Origin of the sequence: Falsiroseomonas sp. (genome assembly GCF_051859025.1) — a bacterium.
GTDB lineage: Bacteria > Pseudomonadota > Alphaproteobacteria > Acetobacterales > Acetobacteraceae > Falsiroseomonas.
Window position 1 is genome coordinate 235,745 of record NZ_JBHYGL010000039.1, and the last position, 14,802, is coordinate 250,546.

At 70.3% G+C, this 14,802-nt stretch carries 16 protein-coding genes; 5 read left to right on the forward strand and 11 right to left on the reverse strand.

What is annotated here, in order from left to right:
• Window positions 1–25: 25 nt before the first annotated feature.
• Window positions 26–259: a hypothetical protein gene (locus ACTIE5_RS27030; RefSeq protein ID WP_439552840.1), complete on the reverse strand. Its 234-nt coding sequence runs from the start codon at window positions 257–259 to the stop codon at window positions 26–28.
• Window positions 250–2,130: a ribonucleoside-diphosphate reductase subunit alpha gene (locus tag ACTIE5_RS27035; RefSeq protein ID WP_439552841.1), complete on the reverse strand. Its 1,881-nt coding sequence runs from the start codon at window positions 2,128–2,130 to the stop codon at window positions 250–252. The genes ACTIE5_RS27030 and ACTIE5_RS27035 overlap by 10 nt, the downstream gene beginning before the upstream one ends.
• Window positions 2,131–2,502: 372 nt before the next feature.
• On the opposite strand from ACTIE5_RS27035, the gene ACTIE5_RS27040 reads away from it, so the two are divergent.
• The 5 genes from ACTIE5_RS27040 (at window position 2,503) to ACTIE5_RS27060 (ending at window position 6,611) form a co-directional block, all read left to right on the forward strand.
• On the forward strand, window positions 2,503–3,507 hold the full coding sequence (locus ACTIE5_RS27040) for a Bug family tripartite tricarboxylate transporter substrate binding protein (RefSeq protein ID WP_439552842.1): 1,005 nt from the start codon (window positions 2,503–2,505) through the stop codon (window positions 3,505–3,507).
• Between the two features lie 166 nt (window positions 3,508–3,673).
• The gene (locus ACTIE5_RS27045; protein WP_439552843.1) at window positions 3,674–4,066 is read left to right on the forward strand and encodes a hypothetical protein; all 393 of its coding nucleotides are present in this window, start codon (window positions 3,674–3,676) and stop codon (window positions 4,064–4,066) included.
• 93 nt (window positions 4,067–4,159) lie between these two features.
• Window positions 4,160–5,146, forward strand: a complete 987-nt coding sequence (locus tag ACTIE5_RS27050) for a Bug family tripartite tricarboxylate transporter substrate binding protein (protein ID WP_439552844.1) — start codon at window positions 4,160–4,162, stop codon at window positions 5,144–5,146.
• Window positions 5,147–5,229: 83 nt separating this feature from the next.
• A complete protein-coding gene (locus tag ACTIE5_RS27055; RefSeq protein ID WP_439552845.1) occupies window positions 5,230–5,748 on the forward strand; it encodes a cupin domain-containing protein in 519 nt (172 codons plus the stop codon).
• Window positions 5,745–6,611, forward strand: coding sequence for a glycosyltransferase family 25 protein (locus ACTIE5_RS27060; RefSeq protein WP_439552846.1), 867 nt, complete (start codon window positions 5,745–5,747; stop codon window positions 6,609–6,611). The genes ACTIE5_RS27055 and ACTIE5_RS27060 overlap by 4 nt, the downstream gene beginning before the upstream one ends.
• A 112-nt stretch (window positions 6,612–6,723) precedes the next feature.
• On the opposite strand, the gene ACTIE5_RS27065 is transcribed toward ACTIE5_RS27060, so the two are convergent.
• The 9 genes from ACTIE5_RS27065 to ACTIE5_RS27105 form a co-directional block, all read right to left on the reverse strand.
• Window positions 6,724–7,416: an EthD domain-containing protein gene (locus tag ACTIE5_RS27065; RefSeq protein ID WP_439552847.1), complete on the reverse strand. Its 693-nt coding sequence runs from the start codon at window positions 7,414–7,416 to the stop codon at window positions 6,724–6,726.
• Window positions 7,416–8,690 (reverse strand): ArgE/DapE family deacylase, encoded by a 1,275-nt coding sequence (locus ACTIE5_RS27070; protein WP_439552848.1) that lies wholly within the window; start codon window positions 8,688–8,690, stop codon window positions 7,416–7,418. The genes ACTIE5_RS27065 and ACTIE5_RS27070 overlap by 1 nt, the downstream gene beginning before the upstream one ends.
• Before the next feature lie 126 nt (window positions 8,691–8,816).
• Window positions 8,817–9,845, reverse strand: coding sequence for an amino acid ABC transporter substrate-binding protein (locus ACTIE5_RS27075; protein ID WP_439552849.1), 1,029 nt, complete (start codon window positions 9,843–9,845; stop codon window positions 8,817–8,819).
• A gap of 87 nt (window positions 9,846–9,932) precedes the next feature.
• A complete protein-coding gene (locus ACTIE5_RS27080) occupies window positions 9,933–10,967 on the reverse strand; it encodes an amino acid ABC transporter substrate-binding protein (protein WP_439552850.1) in 1,035 nt (344 codons plus the stop codon).
• Window positions 10,968–11,108: 141 nt separating this feature from the next.
• Window positions 11,109–11,468, reverse strand: coding sequence for an ArsC family reductase (locus ACTIE5_RS27085; protein WP_439552851.1), 360 nt, complete (start codon window positions 11,466–11,468; stop codon window positions 11,109–11,111).
• 11 nt (window positions 11,469–11,479) lie between these two features.
• Window positions 11,480–11,950, reverse strand: a complete 471-nt coding sequence (locus tag ACTIE5_RS27090; RefSeq protein ID WP_439552852.1) for a DUF2269 family protein — start codon at window positions 11,948–11,950, stop codon at window positions 11,480–11,482.
• Complete coding sequence (locus tag ACTIE5_RS27095; RefSeq protein WP_439552853.1) at window positions 11,947–13,233, reverse strand: SDR family oxidoreductase; 1,287 nt, start codon at window positions 13,231–13,233, stop codon at window positions 11,947–11,949. Before ACTIE5_RS27095 ends, ACTIE5_RS27090 begins: the two co-directional genes overlap by 4 nt.
• On the reverse strand, window positions 13,230–14,285 hold the full coding sequence (locus ACTIE5_RS27100; RefSeq protein WP_439552854.1) for a hypothetical protein: 1,056 nt from the start codon (window positions 14,283–14,285) through the stop codon (window positions 13,230–13,232). The genes ACTIE5_RS27095 and ACTIE5_RS27100 overlap by 4 nt, the downstream gene beginning before the upstream one ends.
• Complete coding sequence (locus ACTIE5_RS27105) at window positions 14,245–14,799, reverse strand: DNA-3-methyladenine glycosylase I (protein ID WP_439552855.1); 555 nt, start codon at window positions 14,797–14,799, stop codon at window positions 14,245–14,247. Before ACTIE5_RS27105 ends, ACTIE5_RS27100 begins: the two co-directional genes overlap by 41 nt.
• Window positions 14,800–14,802: the final 3 nt, after the last annotated feature.

Below are 14,802 nucleotides of genomic sequence, written 5' to 3' on the forward strand. Positions count from 1 at the left end.
GATGATGCTCTCGTCTGCAATAACGTCAGTTGGCGAAGTGGTGGTCAGACGCGCGTTGTGAAGAACCGTCCCGCATGCTCCGCGCCAGTTCCACCGCGACGCGGTCGAGGTCGGCGACAAGCCGCCGCACCTCCGTCACAGGTCCCCGCAGTTCCAGCATGCGGTCGAGGTCACGCTCCAGCGCGCGCTTGCGCGCGCGCAGCCCTGCCGGTTCGCTCGGCAGGATGTCGAGGTCGGTGACGGGCATCATCATTGACACGCCAAGCATTCCTCATAGTCATTGCCGTTGGCGGTCGCATTCGCCCCGGCATCCAGGCCGCGCGCCACCAGCAGCGCCGGCGCCGCGACGCCGTCATTGTGCGCGGCCATGACATCGCCCTGGCCCACGACCTTGGCGCTGATCGTATCCGCGCGCTGGATGGACAGGCTGCGGCAGTAGTAGAGCGACTTCACGCCCTTCTTCCACGCCATCATGTGGATCTGGTGCAGATCCTTCTTGTGGACATTGGCGGGCAGGAACAGGTTCACCGACTGCGACTGGCAGATGAAGGGCGTGCGGTCGGCCGCATGTTCCACCACCCAGCGCTGGTCGAGTTCGAAGGCCGTGCGGAAGGTCAGCTTCTCCTGCTCCGACAGGAAATCCAGGTGCTGCACGCTGCCCTTGGTGACGGTGATGCTGGTCCAGGTCTCCTCATCATCCCGCCCGTGCTTCGCCAGCACCTTCTTCAGATGCGGGTTGCGGACGATGTAGGACCCGGACAGCGTCTTGTGGTTGTAAACATTGGCCGCGATCGGCTCGATCCCCGGCGAGGCACCGCCGCAGATGATGGAGATCGACGCCGTCGGCGCGATCGCGATCTTGTTCGAGAAGCGCTCCATGAAGCCGTATTCCGCGGCATCCGGGCAGGGCCCGCGCTCCTCCGCCAGCATGCGGCTGGCGAAATCGGCCTGCTCGCGGATGTGCTTGAACATCCGCTTGTTCCAGACCTTCGCGATCGCGCTCTCGAAGGGCACGTTCAGCGCCTGCAGGAAGCTGTGGAAGCCCATGACGCCGAGGCCCACGCTGCGTTCCCGCATCGCGCTGTACTTCGCCCGCGCCATGCTGTCCGGCGCCGTGTCGATGAAGGACTGCAGCACATTGTCCAGGAAGCGCATGACATCCGGGATGAAGCGCGGATGGTCCTTCCACTCGAACCAGGTCTCGCAGTTCAGCGACGACAGGCAGCACACCGCGGTGCGCTCCATCCCGTGCTGGTCGATGCCCGTCGGCAGCGTGATCTCGCTGCACAGGTTGGAGGTCTTCACCTCCAGGCCCGACAGCTTGTGATGCTCCGGCCGCGCGCGGTTCACGTGGTCGGAGTAGATGATGTAGGGCTCGCCCGTCTCGATCCGCGCCGTCAGGATGCGGATCCAGATGCTGCGCGCGGACACCTTGCGCATCAGCGCGCCGTCCTTGGGCGACACCAGCGCCCATTCCTCGTCGTTCTCGACCGCGCGCATGAAGGCGTCGGACAGCAGCACGCCGTGGTGCAGGTTCAGCGCCTTGCGGTTCGGGTCGCCGCCCGTGGGCCGCCGCATCTCGAGGAATTCCTCGATCTCCGGATGGTTCACCGGCAGGTAGCAGGCCGCCGATCCGCGGCGCAGCGAGCCCTGGCTGATCGCCAGCGTCAGGCTGTCCATCACCCGGATGAAGGGGATGACGCCGGAGGTCTTGCCGTTGCGGCCGACCTTCTCCCCGATGCCCCGCAAATTGCCCCAGTAGGAACCGATGCCGCCACCCTTGGCGGCCAGCCACACATTCTCGTTCCACAGGCCGACGATGCCATCCAGGCTGTCGCTGGCCTCGTTCAGGAAGCAGGAGATCGGCAGCCCCCGCGTCGTGCCGCCATTGGACAGCACCGGGGTCGCCGGCATGAACCACAACCGGCTGATGTAGTCGTAGATCCGCTGCGCATGGGCAGCGTCATCGCCATAGGCGGATGCCACCCGCGCGAACAAGTCCTGGTAGGACTCCCCCGGCAGCAGGTAGCGGTCATCAAGCGTCGCCTTGCCGAAATCCGTCAGCAGCGCATCGCGCGACCGATCGATCCGAACCTGGCCATGGCCTTCAAGCTGAACTGCATCAAACACGACCAACCCCCCGAAATTGCTCCGCAGTGACGGAGCGACTCCCCCGTGGCGCGGAGAATGCCCCCGACGGGCCCAGTCCAACAAGATGTAGTGTTGCCACACTCACTCAAACACCACATGCGCCCCGCAGTTCACCTGTTGCAATTTTTTTCGGTTGCCTGAAGGGGTGCCGAAGTTCCCGTTTCGTTCATTGACGAACTGCAAATTACGCCCTGCCCGCGCCCGGCTCCACCCCCAATCGCGCGGGATTCCAAGCCATCCCCGGTGTCCACGTAATCCACAGCCCCCGCGCGCCGCCCGGACCCTCCCCCCCTTCGCGATTCCGGCCCGCGCCCCCATCATGCCCACCACAAGATATAGGGATGAGAGACCATGACCCCGCCGCTTCGCCGCCGCAGCCTCCTCGCCGCCCCGGCCGCCCTGCTGGCCACCCCCTTGGCCGCCCCCGCCCTCGGTCAGGGGACGTCGCCCGGCGCCTGGCCGCAGCGCCCGGTCCGGATCGTGGTGCCCTTCGGCGGCGGCGGCGGGTCTGACGTCACCACCCGCATCATCGCCCCCCGGCTGCAGGAAGTGCTCGGCCAGCCCGTGGTGATCGAGAATCGCGCCGGCGCCGGCGGCGTGGTCGGCACCGACTATGTCGCCAAGCAGCCGCCCAATGGGGAGGTCTTCGTCCTCGCCACCCTGTCGCCGATCGGACTGGCCCCGGGCCTGCCCACGCCCATGCCCTTCGACCCGATCCGGGACCTGACGCCGGTCGCCCCCACCGTCTTCGTCCCGATCGGCCTCGCCATCACCCAGCGCGGCGTCAGCGCCCGCACGGCGGAGGAATTCGTCGCGCTGATGAAGGCGCGGCCGGGCTTCTTCCAGTATGGCAGCTCCGGCGTCGGCTCCTCCGGACACATCGCCGCCGCCACCTTCGCCATCAAGACCGGCACGCAGGCGATCCACGTCCCCTATCGCGGCGGCGGCCAGGTCTTCACGGCGCTCCAGTCCGGGGAGATCCACTACTGCGCCGACATCGCCAGCCTGCTGAAGCCCTTCCACGATGCCGGCACGGCGCGGATCATCTTCATGGCGACCGATGACCGCAGCAGCCTGGTGCCGGATGTGCCGACGGCGCGGGAAGCGGGGATGCCGGACTACAAGGCCTATTCCTGGTACGGCATCTTCGGCCCCGCCGGCCTGGCCCGCCCCATCGTGGACCGCATGGCCCAGGCGCTGGAGACCGTGCTCTCCGACGCCACCATCAAGCGGCGGTTCGAGGAGATGGGCACGCCGGCCATGACCGGCTGGAACCCCGACCGCTTCGCGGCCTATGTGCGGGAGGAGAACGCCACCTGGGCGCCGCTGGTCCGTTCGCTCAACATCCGCGAATAGGGCCGGACCGGGCCCGATATCTGCGCAATCCGGCTTGATCTTTCGCAATCCGGCCGGATTTTTCACCATCGGGATGGCAAGGCGGGGTGCCGCGAAACAGCCTGACACGGGGCGGCCGACAAACGGGTGCAGGATGCGCCCCGCCACACCGCCGGAGTCGTCCGCCATGCCTGCGCGCGTCGATGCAGTCTCCATGCTCCAGGGCCTGGCCCTGGGGCTGCTCTTCACCACCGCGGCCGCCCGCATCTCGGCGACCCGGACGCGCGCGATGCCTGGCGGCCTCTCCCTTTTCCGCGTCGTGACCATGCGCGGCGACCTGCTGGTCGGCCTGGCGCGCCAGGACATCCCAGGCGGCGGCACCGGACCGGAAGCCGATCGCCTGGCCGGCCGCATCGCGGCGGAGGGCCAGGTGACCGCCTGGCGCTACGTCATCCGCCGCGGCACGGATGGCGCCATGCGCCTGGTGGCGCGGGACCGCGTCTGCCTGCTGCGGCAGGATGTGCTGATGCTGGAACCCCATGAGCCGGCCCTCCCGGTCCTGCCACCGCCCAGCCCCTGAGTCCTGGAGACCCTGAGTCCCTGAAGCGCGAAGGGGGGGTATGCGCGCCGCCCCAAGCCGCGCTTTGATCGCGGACCCCGGAGAGCCCCCGCCATGACCAGCCTTCGCCGCCGCGCCGCCCTCGCCTTGCCCTTCGCCGCCCCCTTGGCGAGCCCGGCCCTGGCCCAGGCCCAGACCCCGTGGCCGACGCGCCCCATCCGCATCGTCGTCGCCTTCGGCACCGGCGGCGGCACGGACATCACCACCCGCCTCCTCGCCCCGCGCCTGTCGGAAATCCTCGGCCAGCCCGTCATCGTCGAGAATCGCGTCGGCGCCGGCGGCACGGTGGGTGCCGACTACGTCGCCAAGCAGCCCCCGAACGGGGAGACCTTCCTGCTGGCCACCGTCTCCAACATGGCGCTCGCCCTCGGCCTCTATGCCCGCCTGCCCTATAACCCGCTGCGGGACCTGGCCTCGGTCGCGCCCACGGTCTTCATCCCGCTCGCCATCTCGGCCTCCGCCAGGCTCGGCGTGACCAACGCGCAGGACTTCATCGCCCTGCTTCGCGCCAATCCTGGCCGCTTCAGCTATGGCAGCGCCGGCGCCGGCACCTCCGGCCACATCTGCTCCTCCTCCTTCCTCGCCCGCATCGGCGCGACGGCGGAACACGTCACCTACCGCAACCCCGGCCAGACCTTCCTCGCCCTCCAGCAGGGGGAGATCGCCTTCACCACCGATATCCCGAGCCTGCTGGCCCCCTTCCACCGCGACGGCAGCGCGCGGATGATGTTCGTCACGACCGAGGAACGCAGCCCCTCCGCCCCCGATGTGCCGACGGCGCGGGAGATCGGGCTCGGCGAGTTCAAGGCCTATTCCTGGTACGGCATCTACGCGCCAGGCGGCACGCCGCGCCCGATGGTGGACCGCATGGCGGCTGCGATCGAACTGGCCCTGTCCGACCCCACCATCAGCCGCCGCTTCGATGACATGGGCACCCCCGCCATGCGCGGCTGGACCCCCGACCGCTTCAGCGATTTTCTCAAGACCGAGATCGACCTCTGGGTGCCGCTGGTGCGCGCCTCCGGCGCGCGGGCCGATTGATCCGCGCCTCCGGCGCGCGGGCCGATTGATCCGCGCCACCCACCGACCCAGACTGCCCCCTTCTGCATCACGAGGACCCGGCCATGCCGCATGATGGCATCCCGCATCACCACCACCACGACGACCAGCCGCACCACCACACCCCCGAGGATGGCTGGAAGAACACCGGCGTCCGCGTCATCCCCGGCGACAGCCTGGACACCAACACCGCCCAGACCCCCGGCATGAACCGCGCCGCGGCCATCAACCTGGCGCGCGTCGGCGCGCAGAAGATCTGGGCCGGCACCGTCCATATCCACGCCAATGCCAAGACTGGCGCGCATCACCACGGCGCCCTCGAATCCGTGATCTACGTGCTGAAGGGCCGCGCCCGGATGCGGTGGGGGGAGAAGCTGGAATTCGTGGCGGAGGCCGGCCCCGGCGACTTCATCTTCGTCCCCCCCTACGTCCCCCATCAGGAGATCAACGCCAGCAGCGACGAAACGCTGGAATGCGTCCTCGTCCGGTCGGACAACGAAGCCGTGGTGGTGAACCTGGAGATCGAGCCGGTGGAGAAGCCCGAACAGGTCCTCTGGGTGGACCCGATCCACAAGGCCCCGTGACCGACAACCCGCTGGAGACACCTGGTCCCGGGCCCGATGGCATCACGCCGCAGATTCCGATCTATGTGATCAGCCTGGCGCGTGCCGTCGCACGCCGACGAGAGATCACGGCGCACCTCAACCAGCTGGGCCTCCGGTTCGAGCTTGTGGATGCGGTGGACGGGGCGCGGATACCTGCCGAGGAACGGCGCGCCATGCAGGTGCCAGGCCGCGATCTGCGCCCCGGCAACCTGGGCTGTTACCTCTCGCATATCGAGGTGTATCGCAGAATGGAGGCCGGCCAGGCGCCGGTCGCACTCGTGCTCGAGGATGACGCGCTGCTGGATCCGCGCATCGTGCCCTTGCTTCGGCGCGGCGTGCCGCGCCTGGATTGCGACTACTGCCTGCTGGACTGCCACCCGGCCAATCCGCAAGGCCATGTCTACTACGACCGCCGGGATGGCGTGACGCTGGGCGCGGGCTTCACCGCCTTCACCGTGCATGCAGCGCCGACTGGCACCCATGCGTATCTGGTCACGCGCGAAGCGGCGGCACTGCGGCGGCGGCACGCCTTCCCGATACAGCAGGTTCTCGACCTCTACCGTGGCCTGCCCGCCCCCCCACGCTTCCGCGTCCTGGTCTCCCCGCCCGGTGCGGGCGTGAGCCCCGAGAGCCTGCGCTCACTGAGCGATGACAGGGTCTTGGCAAGCGGCGCCGCGATGGCGCTGCTCCGCGCCCTGCCGGGCTACTACGCGTTCCGCCGGTTGACGAGCCCGAAGCTCTGGCGTCTTCGCGCACGCGTTCCGGACATGATGCGCGGCGGCATCCTGCCGAAGGAGGGCAGCTGGCAGCCCCTGCCGCCAGGTCGCCGGGTACTGCGCTGAGCCTGCGACAGCGCGCCCGGGGAATCGCCCCCGCGGCTTCGAATCCGCCGGTGTCGATGCGGGCACATGGCGGGGCTCCCGAAGGGGCTGCGCTCGCGTTCCGGATGCATCCTCACGCCTTCAGCACATGCTCCGTGGTGTAGAGCCGCGTGGCACGTTCGAGGAAATGGCCGACATCGTGGATGATGGCCTGCCGCCCCGCCTCGCTGTCGAACCACTGCGCCGCCATGACCTCGGCGGAGGGGAAGTGCAGTTCCGCCACGCCCCCGAAGCGCGGCACCGGCAATTCATCCGGCGCGATCGCCTCCACCCAGTCCCGCACATAGCGCCCCATCCCGACATGGACGCGCAGCGCCAGCGGGGCGTGATGCGTCCAGAGCCGGCGCGCCGTGGCCGGTGGCAGGTCCGCGTGGAAGCACATCAGCGCCAGGAACTTCACCCCCGGCGCCCGCGCCCCCGCCGGGCGCGCCAACTGGTCCTTCTCCACCGTCTCCGCCACCCGGATGGAGGCCTGGGGCAGCCCCGCCACGCGCGGCGCCAGCCAGCCCAGCGCCTCCTCCAGCGCCGCGCTTTCTCCCCAGGCGTCGATCACCGCATCGAAGGCGGGCTCGGCGGGCGCCGGCACCTCCCCCGGCCGCTGCCAGGGCGGCACGGCCGGCGTCGCATCCACCAGGCAGGCGGACAGCGCGGAGAGCCCCGGCACCGCCGCCACCACCCCGGGCGCCAGCCCCGCCAGCACCTCCGTCCGGAAGGAAGCGCGATCCGCGCCCGCGGGCGCCGCCAGGAAGACCCGATGCTTGCCCATCACCGTACCCCGCACCAATCCGCGATGAAGGCCGCGATGGTCAGCGTGCAGGTCTTGAGGTCCACCAGCGAGGTCCGCTCATCGAAGCCATGCGCGCCCTCCCCCCTCGGCCCGTAGCAGAGCCCCGGCACGCCCATGTACAGCCCGTAGTAGCGCGCATCATTCACCGCCGTGCTGCGCCGTTCCGGCATCGCGCCGCCATGCACGGCCTGGTGCGCGGCCGCCAGCACGGCCTCGGCCTCCGACCCCGGTTCCAGCACATAGGGATCGGTCTGGAAGCCGTGCCAGGTGATCTCGGGCGGGTTGTTGGCCAGGAAGGAATCGCCCTTCGCGGCCTCCCGCACCACCGCCTCCACCCCCGCCATCGCTTCCTGCGGCGTGGTGCCGGGCAGCAGGCCGATGCGGCAATCGACCTCGCACCAGGATGGCGTCGATGAAGCCCAGTCACCGCCCCGGATGATGCCGGGATTGAACTTGATGGGGTCCGTCGCGCCGTACCAGGGATCGTCCCGCCCCGCCTGGTTCAGCACCTTGGTGTGAGCGTACAGCGCGTTGATCAGCGCATAGGCGGACATGATGGCGTTGGTGCCGTCCTGCGCCACCATCACATGCACCGGCACGCCGCGGACCTTGAGGCGGAACCAGATCGTGCCCGTCTGGCTGCGGGTGATGGCATGGCCCGTGGGCTCCGGCACCAAAGCGGCCTCCGCCCGGTAGCCGCGCAGCAGGGTCGCCAGCGCGCCATTGCCGGTGCTCTCCTCCTCCGTCACGGTCTGGAGGTAGACGTCGGCGGCCGGTTCCAGCCCCGCCGCGCGGATCGCATCCATGGCGAAGATCATGGCGGCGACACCCGCCTTCATGTCATGCCCGCCGCGACCATAGAGCCAGCCATCCCGGATCACCGCGGCATAGGGCGGGTGCGTCCACATCGCGTGCGGGCCTTCCGGTACCACGTCGATATGCCCCTGCAGGATCAGGCTGCGGCCCGTTGGATTCGCGGCGCGATGCGTCGCCACCACCTGCACGCTGCGCGCGGGGTCAGCATCCACCATCGGCGCGGCCTTGGGGTGCCCATCCAGCGGCACATCCGCCAGGGTGAAGCGATCCATCGCATAACCGCGCGCGGCCAGTTCGCGATGCACCCAATCCTGCAGCGGCGCCTCCGCCCCCCGCAGCGAGGGAAACCGCACGAGGTCCTGGAGGAAGGCCACTTCCCGGTCGAACCCCGCCTCCACGGCGGCGCGGAGACGGTCGAGGATCGCGGGGTCGGGCATGCGGTGTGACCTTGGGCCGTTATCCCCGCATGGAACACGACCAGGCCCCGAATGCGAAGGGCCGGCGGATCACGCCGCCGGCCCCATCGTCACGCCGGCCCTGTTGTCACGCCTATCGCGCGCGGATCACCGCATCGGGGGCGCGTATTGCAGCCCGCCCCGCGTCCAGAGGTTGTTGATCCCCCGCTGCGTGCCGAGCGGCGTGACATGCCGGTCCCACACCTCGCCGAAATTGCCGACGCTGCGCACCACGCGCGCCGCCCAGTCATTCTCCAGCCCCATCATCCGGCCGAGGTCGCCGGTGCGCCCCATGAAGCGCTGGATGTCGGGGTTGGTGCTGGTGGCGAAGCTGTCGACATTGGCCTGGGTGATGCCGAATTCCTCCGCCGTCACCAGCGCGAAATGCGTCCAGCGCACGATATCGAACCAGCGGAAATCGCCCTTCCGCACCACCGGCCCCAGCGGTTCCTTGGAGATCACTTCAGGCAGCAGGATGAACTCCCCGGCCTGCGCCCCCTGCCCGGCGCGGAAGGCCGCGAGGGTCGAGGTATCCGAGGAATAGGCATCGCAGCGCCCCGCGACGAAGGAGGAGCGGATCTCCTCGATATTGTCGAACAGCACGGGCTGCAGCCGCATCCGGTTGGCGCGGAAGTAATCCGCCACGTTCAGCTCCGTGGTCGATCCCGCCTGGAGGCAGACGCTCGCCCCATCCAGCTGCGCGGCGGAGGTGACGCCCAGGCTCCGGCGCACCATGAAGCCGTTGCCGTCGTAGTAGTTGACGCCGGCGAAGACCAGGCCGAGCTGCGCTTCCCGCGACAGCGTCCAGGTCGTGGCGCGCACCAGCAGGTCGATCTCCCCGGCCTGCAACGCCGTGAAGCGCTGCTGCGCGGATAGCGGCACGAAGCGGACCTTCTCCGCATCGCCCAGCACCGCGGCCGCGACCGCGCGGCAGTAATCGGCATCGAGGCCCCGGAACACGCCGCGGCTGTCGGGCGACGCGAAGCCGATGGTGTTCGGCGTCACGCCGCAGGCCACCTGGCCGCGGGCGCGGATGGCGGCGACGGTATCGGCCGGCGCGGCGGGTGCCTGCGCCAGGGCCGGCAGCGCGGAAGCCAGCAGCGCCACCGCGCCGGCAAGAAGTCGCTTCATGCTCATGATCCCCGAATGAAGAAGGGGGCGGCGGTCACCCGCCGCCCCCGGAAGCCCATGGATGGCAGGCCAGAGCCTACCCCCCGCCGCTGCTCAGCGCATCGGCGGCGCGTATTGCAGGCCACCGCGCGTCCAGAGGTTGTTGATGCCGCGCGGGAAGCCGATCGGCGTCATGTTGCGCTCCCACACCTCGCCGTAATTGCCGACCGCGCGGATGATCTTCACCGCCCAGTCATTCTCCAGCCCCAGCATCCGGCCGAGGTCGCCGGTGCGGCCCATGAAGCGCTGGATGTCGGGGTTGTTGCTGTTCGCGAAGGTGTCGATATTCGCCTGGGTGATGCCGAATTCCTCCGCCGTCACCATCGCGAAGTGCGTCCAGCGCACGATGTCGAAGAAGCGGAAATCGCCCTTCCGCACCACCGGCCCCAGCGGTTCCTTGCTGATGATCTCCGGCAGCAGCAGGTAGCGGTTCGCATTCGCCCCCTGGCTAGCCGCGAAGGATGCCAGCGACGACGCGTCGTTCGTGTAGGCGTCGCAGCGGCGGGAGATGAAGGCGTTGCGGATTTCCTCGATGCTCTCGATCACCACCGGCGTGAAGCGCAGGCGGTTGGAGCGGAAGAAGTCCGCCATGTTCAGCTCGGTCGTCGTGCCGGGCTGCACGCAGACCGTCGCGCCATCCAGCTGGCGGGCGGAGGTCACGCCCGCGTCGCGGTGCACCATGAAGCCCTGGCCGTCATAGACGTTGATAGCGGCGAATTCGAAGCCCAGCGAGGCTTCGCGCGCCAGCGTCCAGGTGGTGCTGCGCACCAGCAGGTCGATCTCACCGGATTGCAGCATGGTGAAGCGCTGCTGGGTGGAGGAGGGGATGACGCGGATGCGGTTGCCATCGCCCAGGATCGCGGCCGCGACGGCGCGGCAGTAATCCACATCGATACCGCGCCAATTGCCCTGGCTGTCCGGCAGCGAGAAGCCGACGGTGGACGGCGCGTGGGAGCAGACAAGCTGCCCGCGGGCGCGGATCGCGGCGACCGTGTCGGCCGAGGCCGCCGGCTGCGCCATGGCAGGGGCAACGGTCAGCGCACCCAGCATCGCGGCGCCAAGGGCGGCGCCCATCTTCGTGATGTTCATTCGTGAAGTTCTCCCAAGAACCCTGTCGTGGAACGCCGGTCGGCACCGGCGGTCAACTCAGTGTCATTGGGCCTTGCGCGGCGGGCAAGGGCCTGATGCGCCCTTTCTGCCCGCCCGCGGCGCGACTGCCCCGAAAAGGGGCTACGCCAGCGCCATGCGATAGGCATCGGCGGAGAACCCCACCAGCACCCGATCCCCCACCACCAACACCGGCCGCTTGATGACGGAAGGCTGCGCCAGCATCAGCGCGATGGCGCGCGGCTGGTCGATCCCGTCCCGCTCCGCCTCCGGCAGCTTGCGGAAGGTGGTGCCGGCGCGGTTCAGAAGCGCCTCCCACCCCGCCTTCGCCGCCCAGCCCTCGACCTCCTCCCGCCGCGGCGGGTCCGCCTTGTAGTCGCGGAAACGGTGCGCGATCCCGGCTTCCTCCAGCCAGGCGCGCGCCTTCTTCATCGTGTCGCAGTTCCTGATGCCGTGGATGGTGACGGCGGGGGAATCGGTCATGCTGGGTCTCCTCAGAAACCGGGCTTTGCCACCATCAGCACGATGATGCCCAGCACCGCCGCGAAGGCCGGGAAGCCGCAGGCGAACCAGGCGCGGAACAGCCGGTGGTATTCGGGGGCCAACGCCATGCCCGAAGCCACCGCATCCCGCGCCAGGTTGCGCATCCGCCACTGCATCCAGACCACCGGCAGCCAGAACAGGCCGGTCAGCACATACAGCGCGATGCTGGCCAGCAGCCAGGGATCGGCCAGGGAATGCCCCGCCATCCAGGCCAGCGCCACGCCCGTCACGGGCTGCGCCACCACCGCCGTCGCCGTGAAGATCGTATCCGCCACCACGACGACGCCAGCGGTATGCGCGATGATGCGCGGATCGCCCGCGCGATGCGCCATCAGCATGAAGAAGGCGATCCCCGCCCCCGTGCCCATCAGCACCGCGGCGCCGATCACGTGCAGGATCTTCACGGCCAGGAACAGGCTCATCGGTCGTCCAGCAGCGCCAGGCCGACCACCGCCAGAACCGCCGCCGGCAGCGTCTTCACCAGCACGCCCAACGGGTCCAGCCACAAATCCGGCCGCCACAGCGTCGCCCCGGCCAGGTAGGCCCCTGTCACCGCCATCATCCCCCAGAAGGCGATCCGCACGCTGCGCCGGTGCATCGCCATCAGGCCGAGCGCGATGTCGGCCAGGCTGCCGCCCAGCACCGCCGCCCAGGCCGCCCCCGGCGTGAACCCCGCCACCGCCAGCACGGCGGCAGCCTCCGCCGGCCGCAGCAGCCCGACCAGGCCGGAGACCAGCCAGAACAGCGCCAGCACCCCGATCACCGCGGGCTTCAACAGGTACAGCCGGGCGAACCAGGCCTCCTGCACCCCCGCGGGATGCGCCGCCAGCCACGCCTCCAGCCCCCGCACCGGGCGCCCCAGCAGCGCCACCGCCGCGGCCCCGTCGCCCCGCACCCCCGCTTCCAGCTGCGCGAGGGAGGTCGATCGCATCGGGCTCCGCCATCCGAGCCAGGCGAGCCCATCCGCCAGCCGCGCGCCCATCGCCGCCACCACGCCCGGCACCGCCACCACCGGCGCCGGCGCCAGGCCGAGCCAGCCGCGCAGCCCCGCCAGGATTTCCGCCAATGTCGTCGGCGCCGGGGCCACCAGGTCGATGGCGACTCGGGAAGGCGCCCCCGGCCTCAGCGCCGCGATCACCGCCGCCGCGATGTCATCCGCCCCCACCACCTGCACCACGCGCCCGGGATGCAGCGCCGGCACCAGCAGCGGGAAGGCCGCCAGCGCCCGCAGCAGCGCCGATCCGCCATAGGCCACCGGCGCCAGCACCAGCCCCGGCCGCAGCACCAGCCAGTCCAGCCGCGACTCCGCCAGCAGCACCTCCGCCTGCCGCTTGGTGGCGCCGAAGGCCCCGGGGCTTTCTCCCACCCCCGCCGCGGAGACCTGCACCAATCGCCGCACCCCGGCGCCCTCGCAGGCCGAGACCAGCCGCGCCAGCCCCGCCACATGCACCCCCGCCAGGCTGTCCGCCGGCCCGTCCTGCAACGCGCCGGCGCAATTCACCACCGCCGTCACGCCTTGCAGCACGGGCGTCCAATCCGCGCCGGGATCGGCCATGTCGATCCGGTGCCACCGCACCGCGGGCTGCCTTCGCGCGGCCTGCGTCACGCCGCGCCCCGCGCCCGCCACGCCATGCCCCGCCGCCAGCAGCGCCGCGACGATGGCGCCACCGATCAGCCCGTGCCCCCCGATGACAAGGACCGTCACGGCACGCCACAGGGAAAGGAAAGGCTCTGCAGCACCGCATCCAGCGCGGAGAGCCGGGGGTTCAGCGCCGCCGGGTCCGCCGCGATGCGCGCCCGCAGCGCGGCCTCATAGCCGGGGTTGGTGCCGTCCTGCGCCTCCGCCGGGTCGCCCCTTCCGGGGCTGGGCCGGGTATCCGCCAGGGCGGTCGCGAAATACCGGCCATCCCGGCTCAGGCCCAGCGCCACATAGGCCAGCCGGTCGAAGGGCCAGGCGCTTTCCTGGGTATGGAAGGCGACATAGCGCAGCCAGTCCATGCAGGGCCCGCGCCGCCGTTCCGCCTGCGCGGCGAAGGCGACACTGGCATTGCCCTGCGGGAACAGCGGCAGGTCGGTGCGGGCCTCGATCGGCGCCGCGCCCCGCAGCAGCGCCGCCACCACCGGCACCGGGTCCGCCGGCCACAATTCCATCTGCCGCATCGCGTCGCGGCGATAGAGGTGCAGCGTGAACCCCTCCCCCACCGCTACCGCCAGCCGCGCCGGCCAGCCGGAGGGCGGGGGCACGTCGTCATAGCGCGGATCCATCGGTTCCGCCGTGATGGCCGGCGTGGCCCGCAGCGGCCTTCCATCCACCCGCACATCGGATGGCGAGAGCCCCGGATCCACCATCGGATGCCCCGCCGGGTAGCGGGACAGCGAGAGCGAGTGGAAATCCCGCACCCCCAGCCGATAGTCGCCCGCCTGCGCCGCGCGCATTACCACCCGCCCATGGTCGCGCGCCGCGAAGCCGCCGGGGCCCGAGACCTCGATCGCCGGTTCCGTCGCCGCGCCCTTCACCTGCGCGGCCGGCGCCGTGATCGCCAGCCAATCCCCCGCCGCCAGCGTCACGGCGTAGGACCGCGTGACCGCCGCCTCCGCCGAGGGCGCGGCGTAGAAGCGCAGCGTATGCCCGGGCGCCAGGCCCAGCGCCTCCTGCGCCCGGACGGGCAGCGCGACCAGCAGCAGGCAGGCGAGGATGTGGCGCATGGCGCCAGGATCAGCCGGTACGGTGCCGGAAGCAATCGGGATGATGGTCATCCACCATCCCCACCGCCTGCATCCAGGCATGGACGATGGTGGGGCCGACGAATTTGAACCCCCGCTTCTTGAGTGCCTTCGATACCGCCTCCGCCAGCGGCGTGGTGGTGGATACGCCATCGCCCCGGATGGTGCCGCCGCCCGTGAAGGACCAGCACCACTGGGCAAAATCCTCGCCCGCCGCCAGCATGGCGTTGAACACCCGCGCGCCGCCGATCGTCGCCTCGATCTTGGCGCGGGACCGCACGATGCCGGGGTCCGCCAGCAGGCGCAGGATGTCGGCTTCCCCGAAGGCCGCGACGCGGACGGGATCGAACCCCGCGAAGCCCGCGCGGAAGGCCTCCCGCTTGCGCAGGATCACCTGCCAGGACAGGCCGGCCTGGAACCCCTCCAGCATCAGCGTCTCCCACAAGGCGCGGGAATCGCGGACCGGCACGCCCCATTCGGTGTCGTGGTACTGCGCCATCATGGGGTCGGAGGCGGCCCAGCGGCAGCGCGGCAGGGTCAAATCCATGGT

Excerpts from the sequence above, each read along its gene's own strand:
- ACTIE5_RS27040 (WP_439552842.1), top strand. The coding sequence starts at position 2,503 with ATGACCCCGCCGCTTCGCCGCCGCAGCCTCCTCGCCGCCCCGGCCGCC.
- ACTIE5_RS27045 (WP_439552843.1), top strand. The coding sequence starts at position 3,674 with ATGCCTGCGCGCGTCGATGCAGTCTCCATGCTCCAGGGCCTGGCCCTG.
- ACTIE5_RS27050 (WP_439552844.1), top strand. The coding sequence starts at position 4,160 with ATGACCAGCCTTCGCCGCCGCGCCGCCCTCGCCTTGCCCTTCGCCGCC.
- ACTIE5_RS27055 (WP_439552845.1), top strand. The coding sequence starts at position 5,230 with ATGCCGCATGATGGCATCCCGCATCACCACCACCACGACGACCAGCCG.
- ACTIE5_RS27065 (WP_439552847.1), bottom strand. The coding sequence starts at position 7,416 with ATGGGCAAGCATCGGGTCTTCCTGGCGGCGCCCGCGGGCGCGGATCGC.
- ACTIE5_RS27070 (WP_439552848.1), bottom strand. The coding sequence starts at position 8,690 with ATGCCCGACCCCGCGATCCTCGACCGTCTCCGCGCCGCCGTGGAGGCG.
- ACTIE5_RS27075 (WP_439552849.1), bottom strand. The coding sequence starts at position 9,845 with ATGAGCATGAAGCGACTTCTTGCCGGCGCGGTGGCGCTGCTGGCTTCC.
- ACTIE5_RS27080 (WP_439552850.1), bottom strand. The coding sequence starts at position 10,967 with ATGAACATCACGAAGATGGGCGCCGCCCTTGGCGCCGCGATGCTGGGT.
- ACTIE5_RS27085 (WP_439552851.1), bottom strand. The coding sequence starts at position 11,468 with ATGACCGATTCCCCCGCCGTCACCATCCACGGCATCAGGAACTGCGAC.
- ACTIE5_RS27090 (WP_439552852.1), bottom strand. The coding sequence starts at position 11,950 with ATGAGCCTGTTCCTGGCCGTGAAGATCCTGCACGTGATCGGCGCCGCG.
- ACTIE5_RS27100 (WP_439552854.1), bottom strand. The coding sequence starts at position 14,285 with ATGACCATCATCCCGATTGCTTCCGGCACCGTACCGGCTGATCCTGGC.
- ACTIE5_RS27105 (WP_439552855.1), bottom strand. The coding sequence starts at position 14,799 with ATGGATTTGACCCTGCCGCGCTGCCGCTGGGCCGCCTCCGACCCCATG.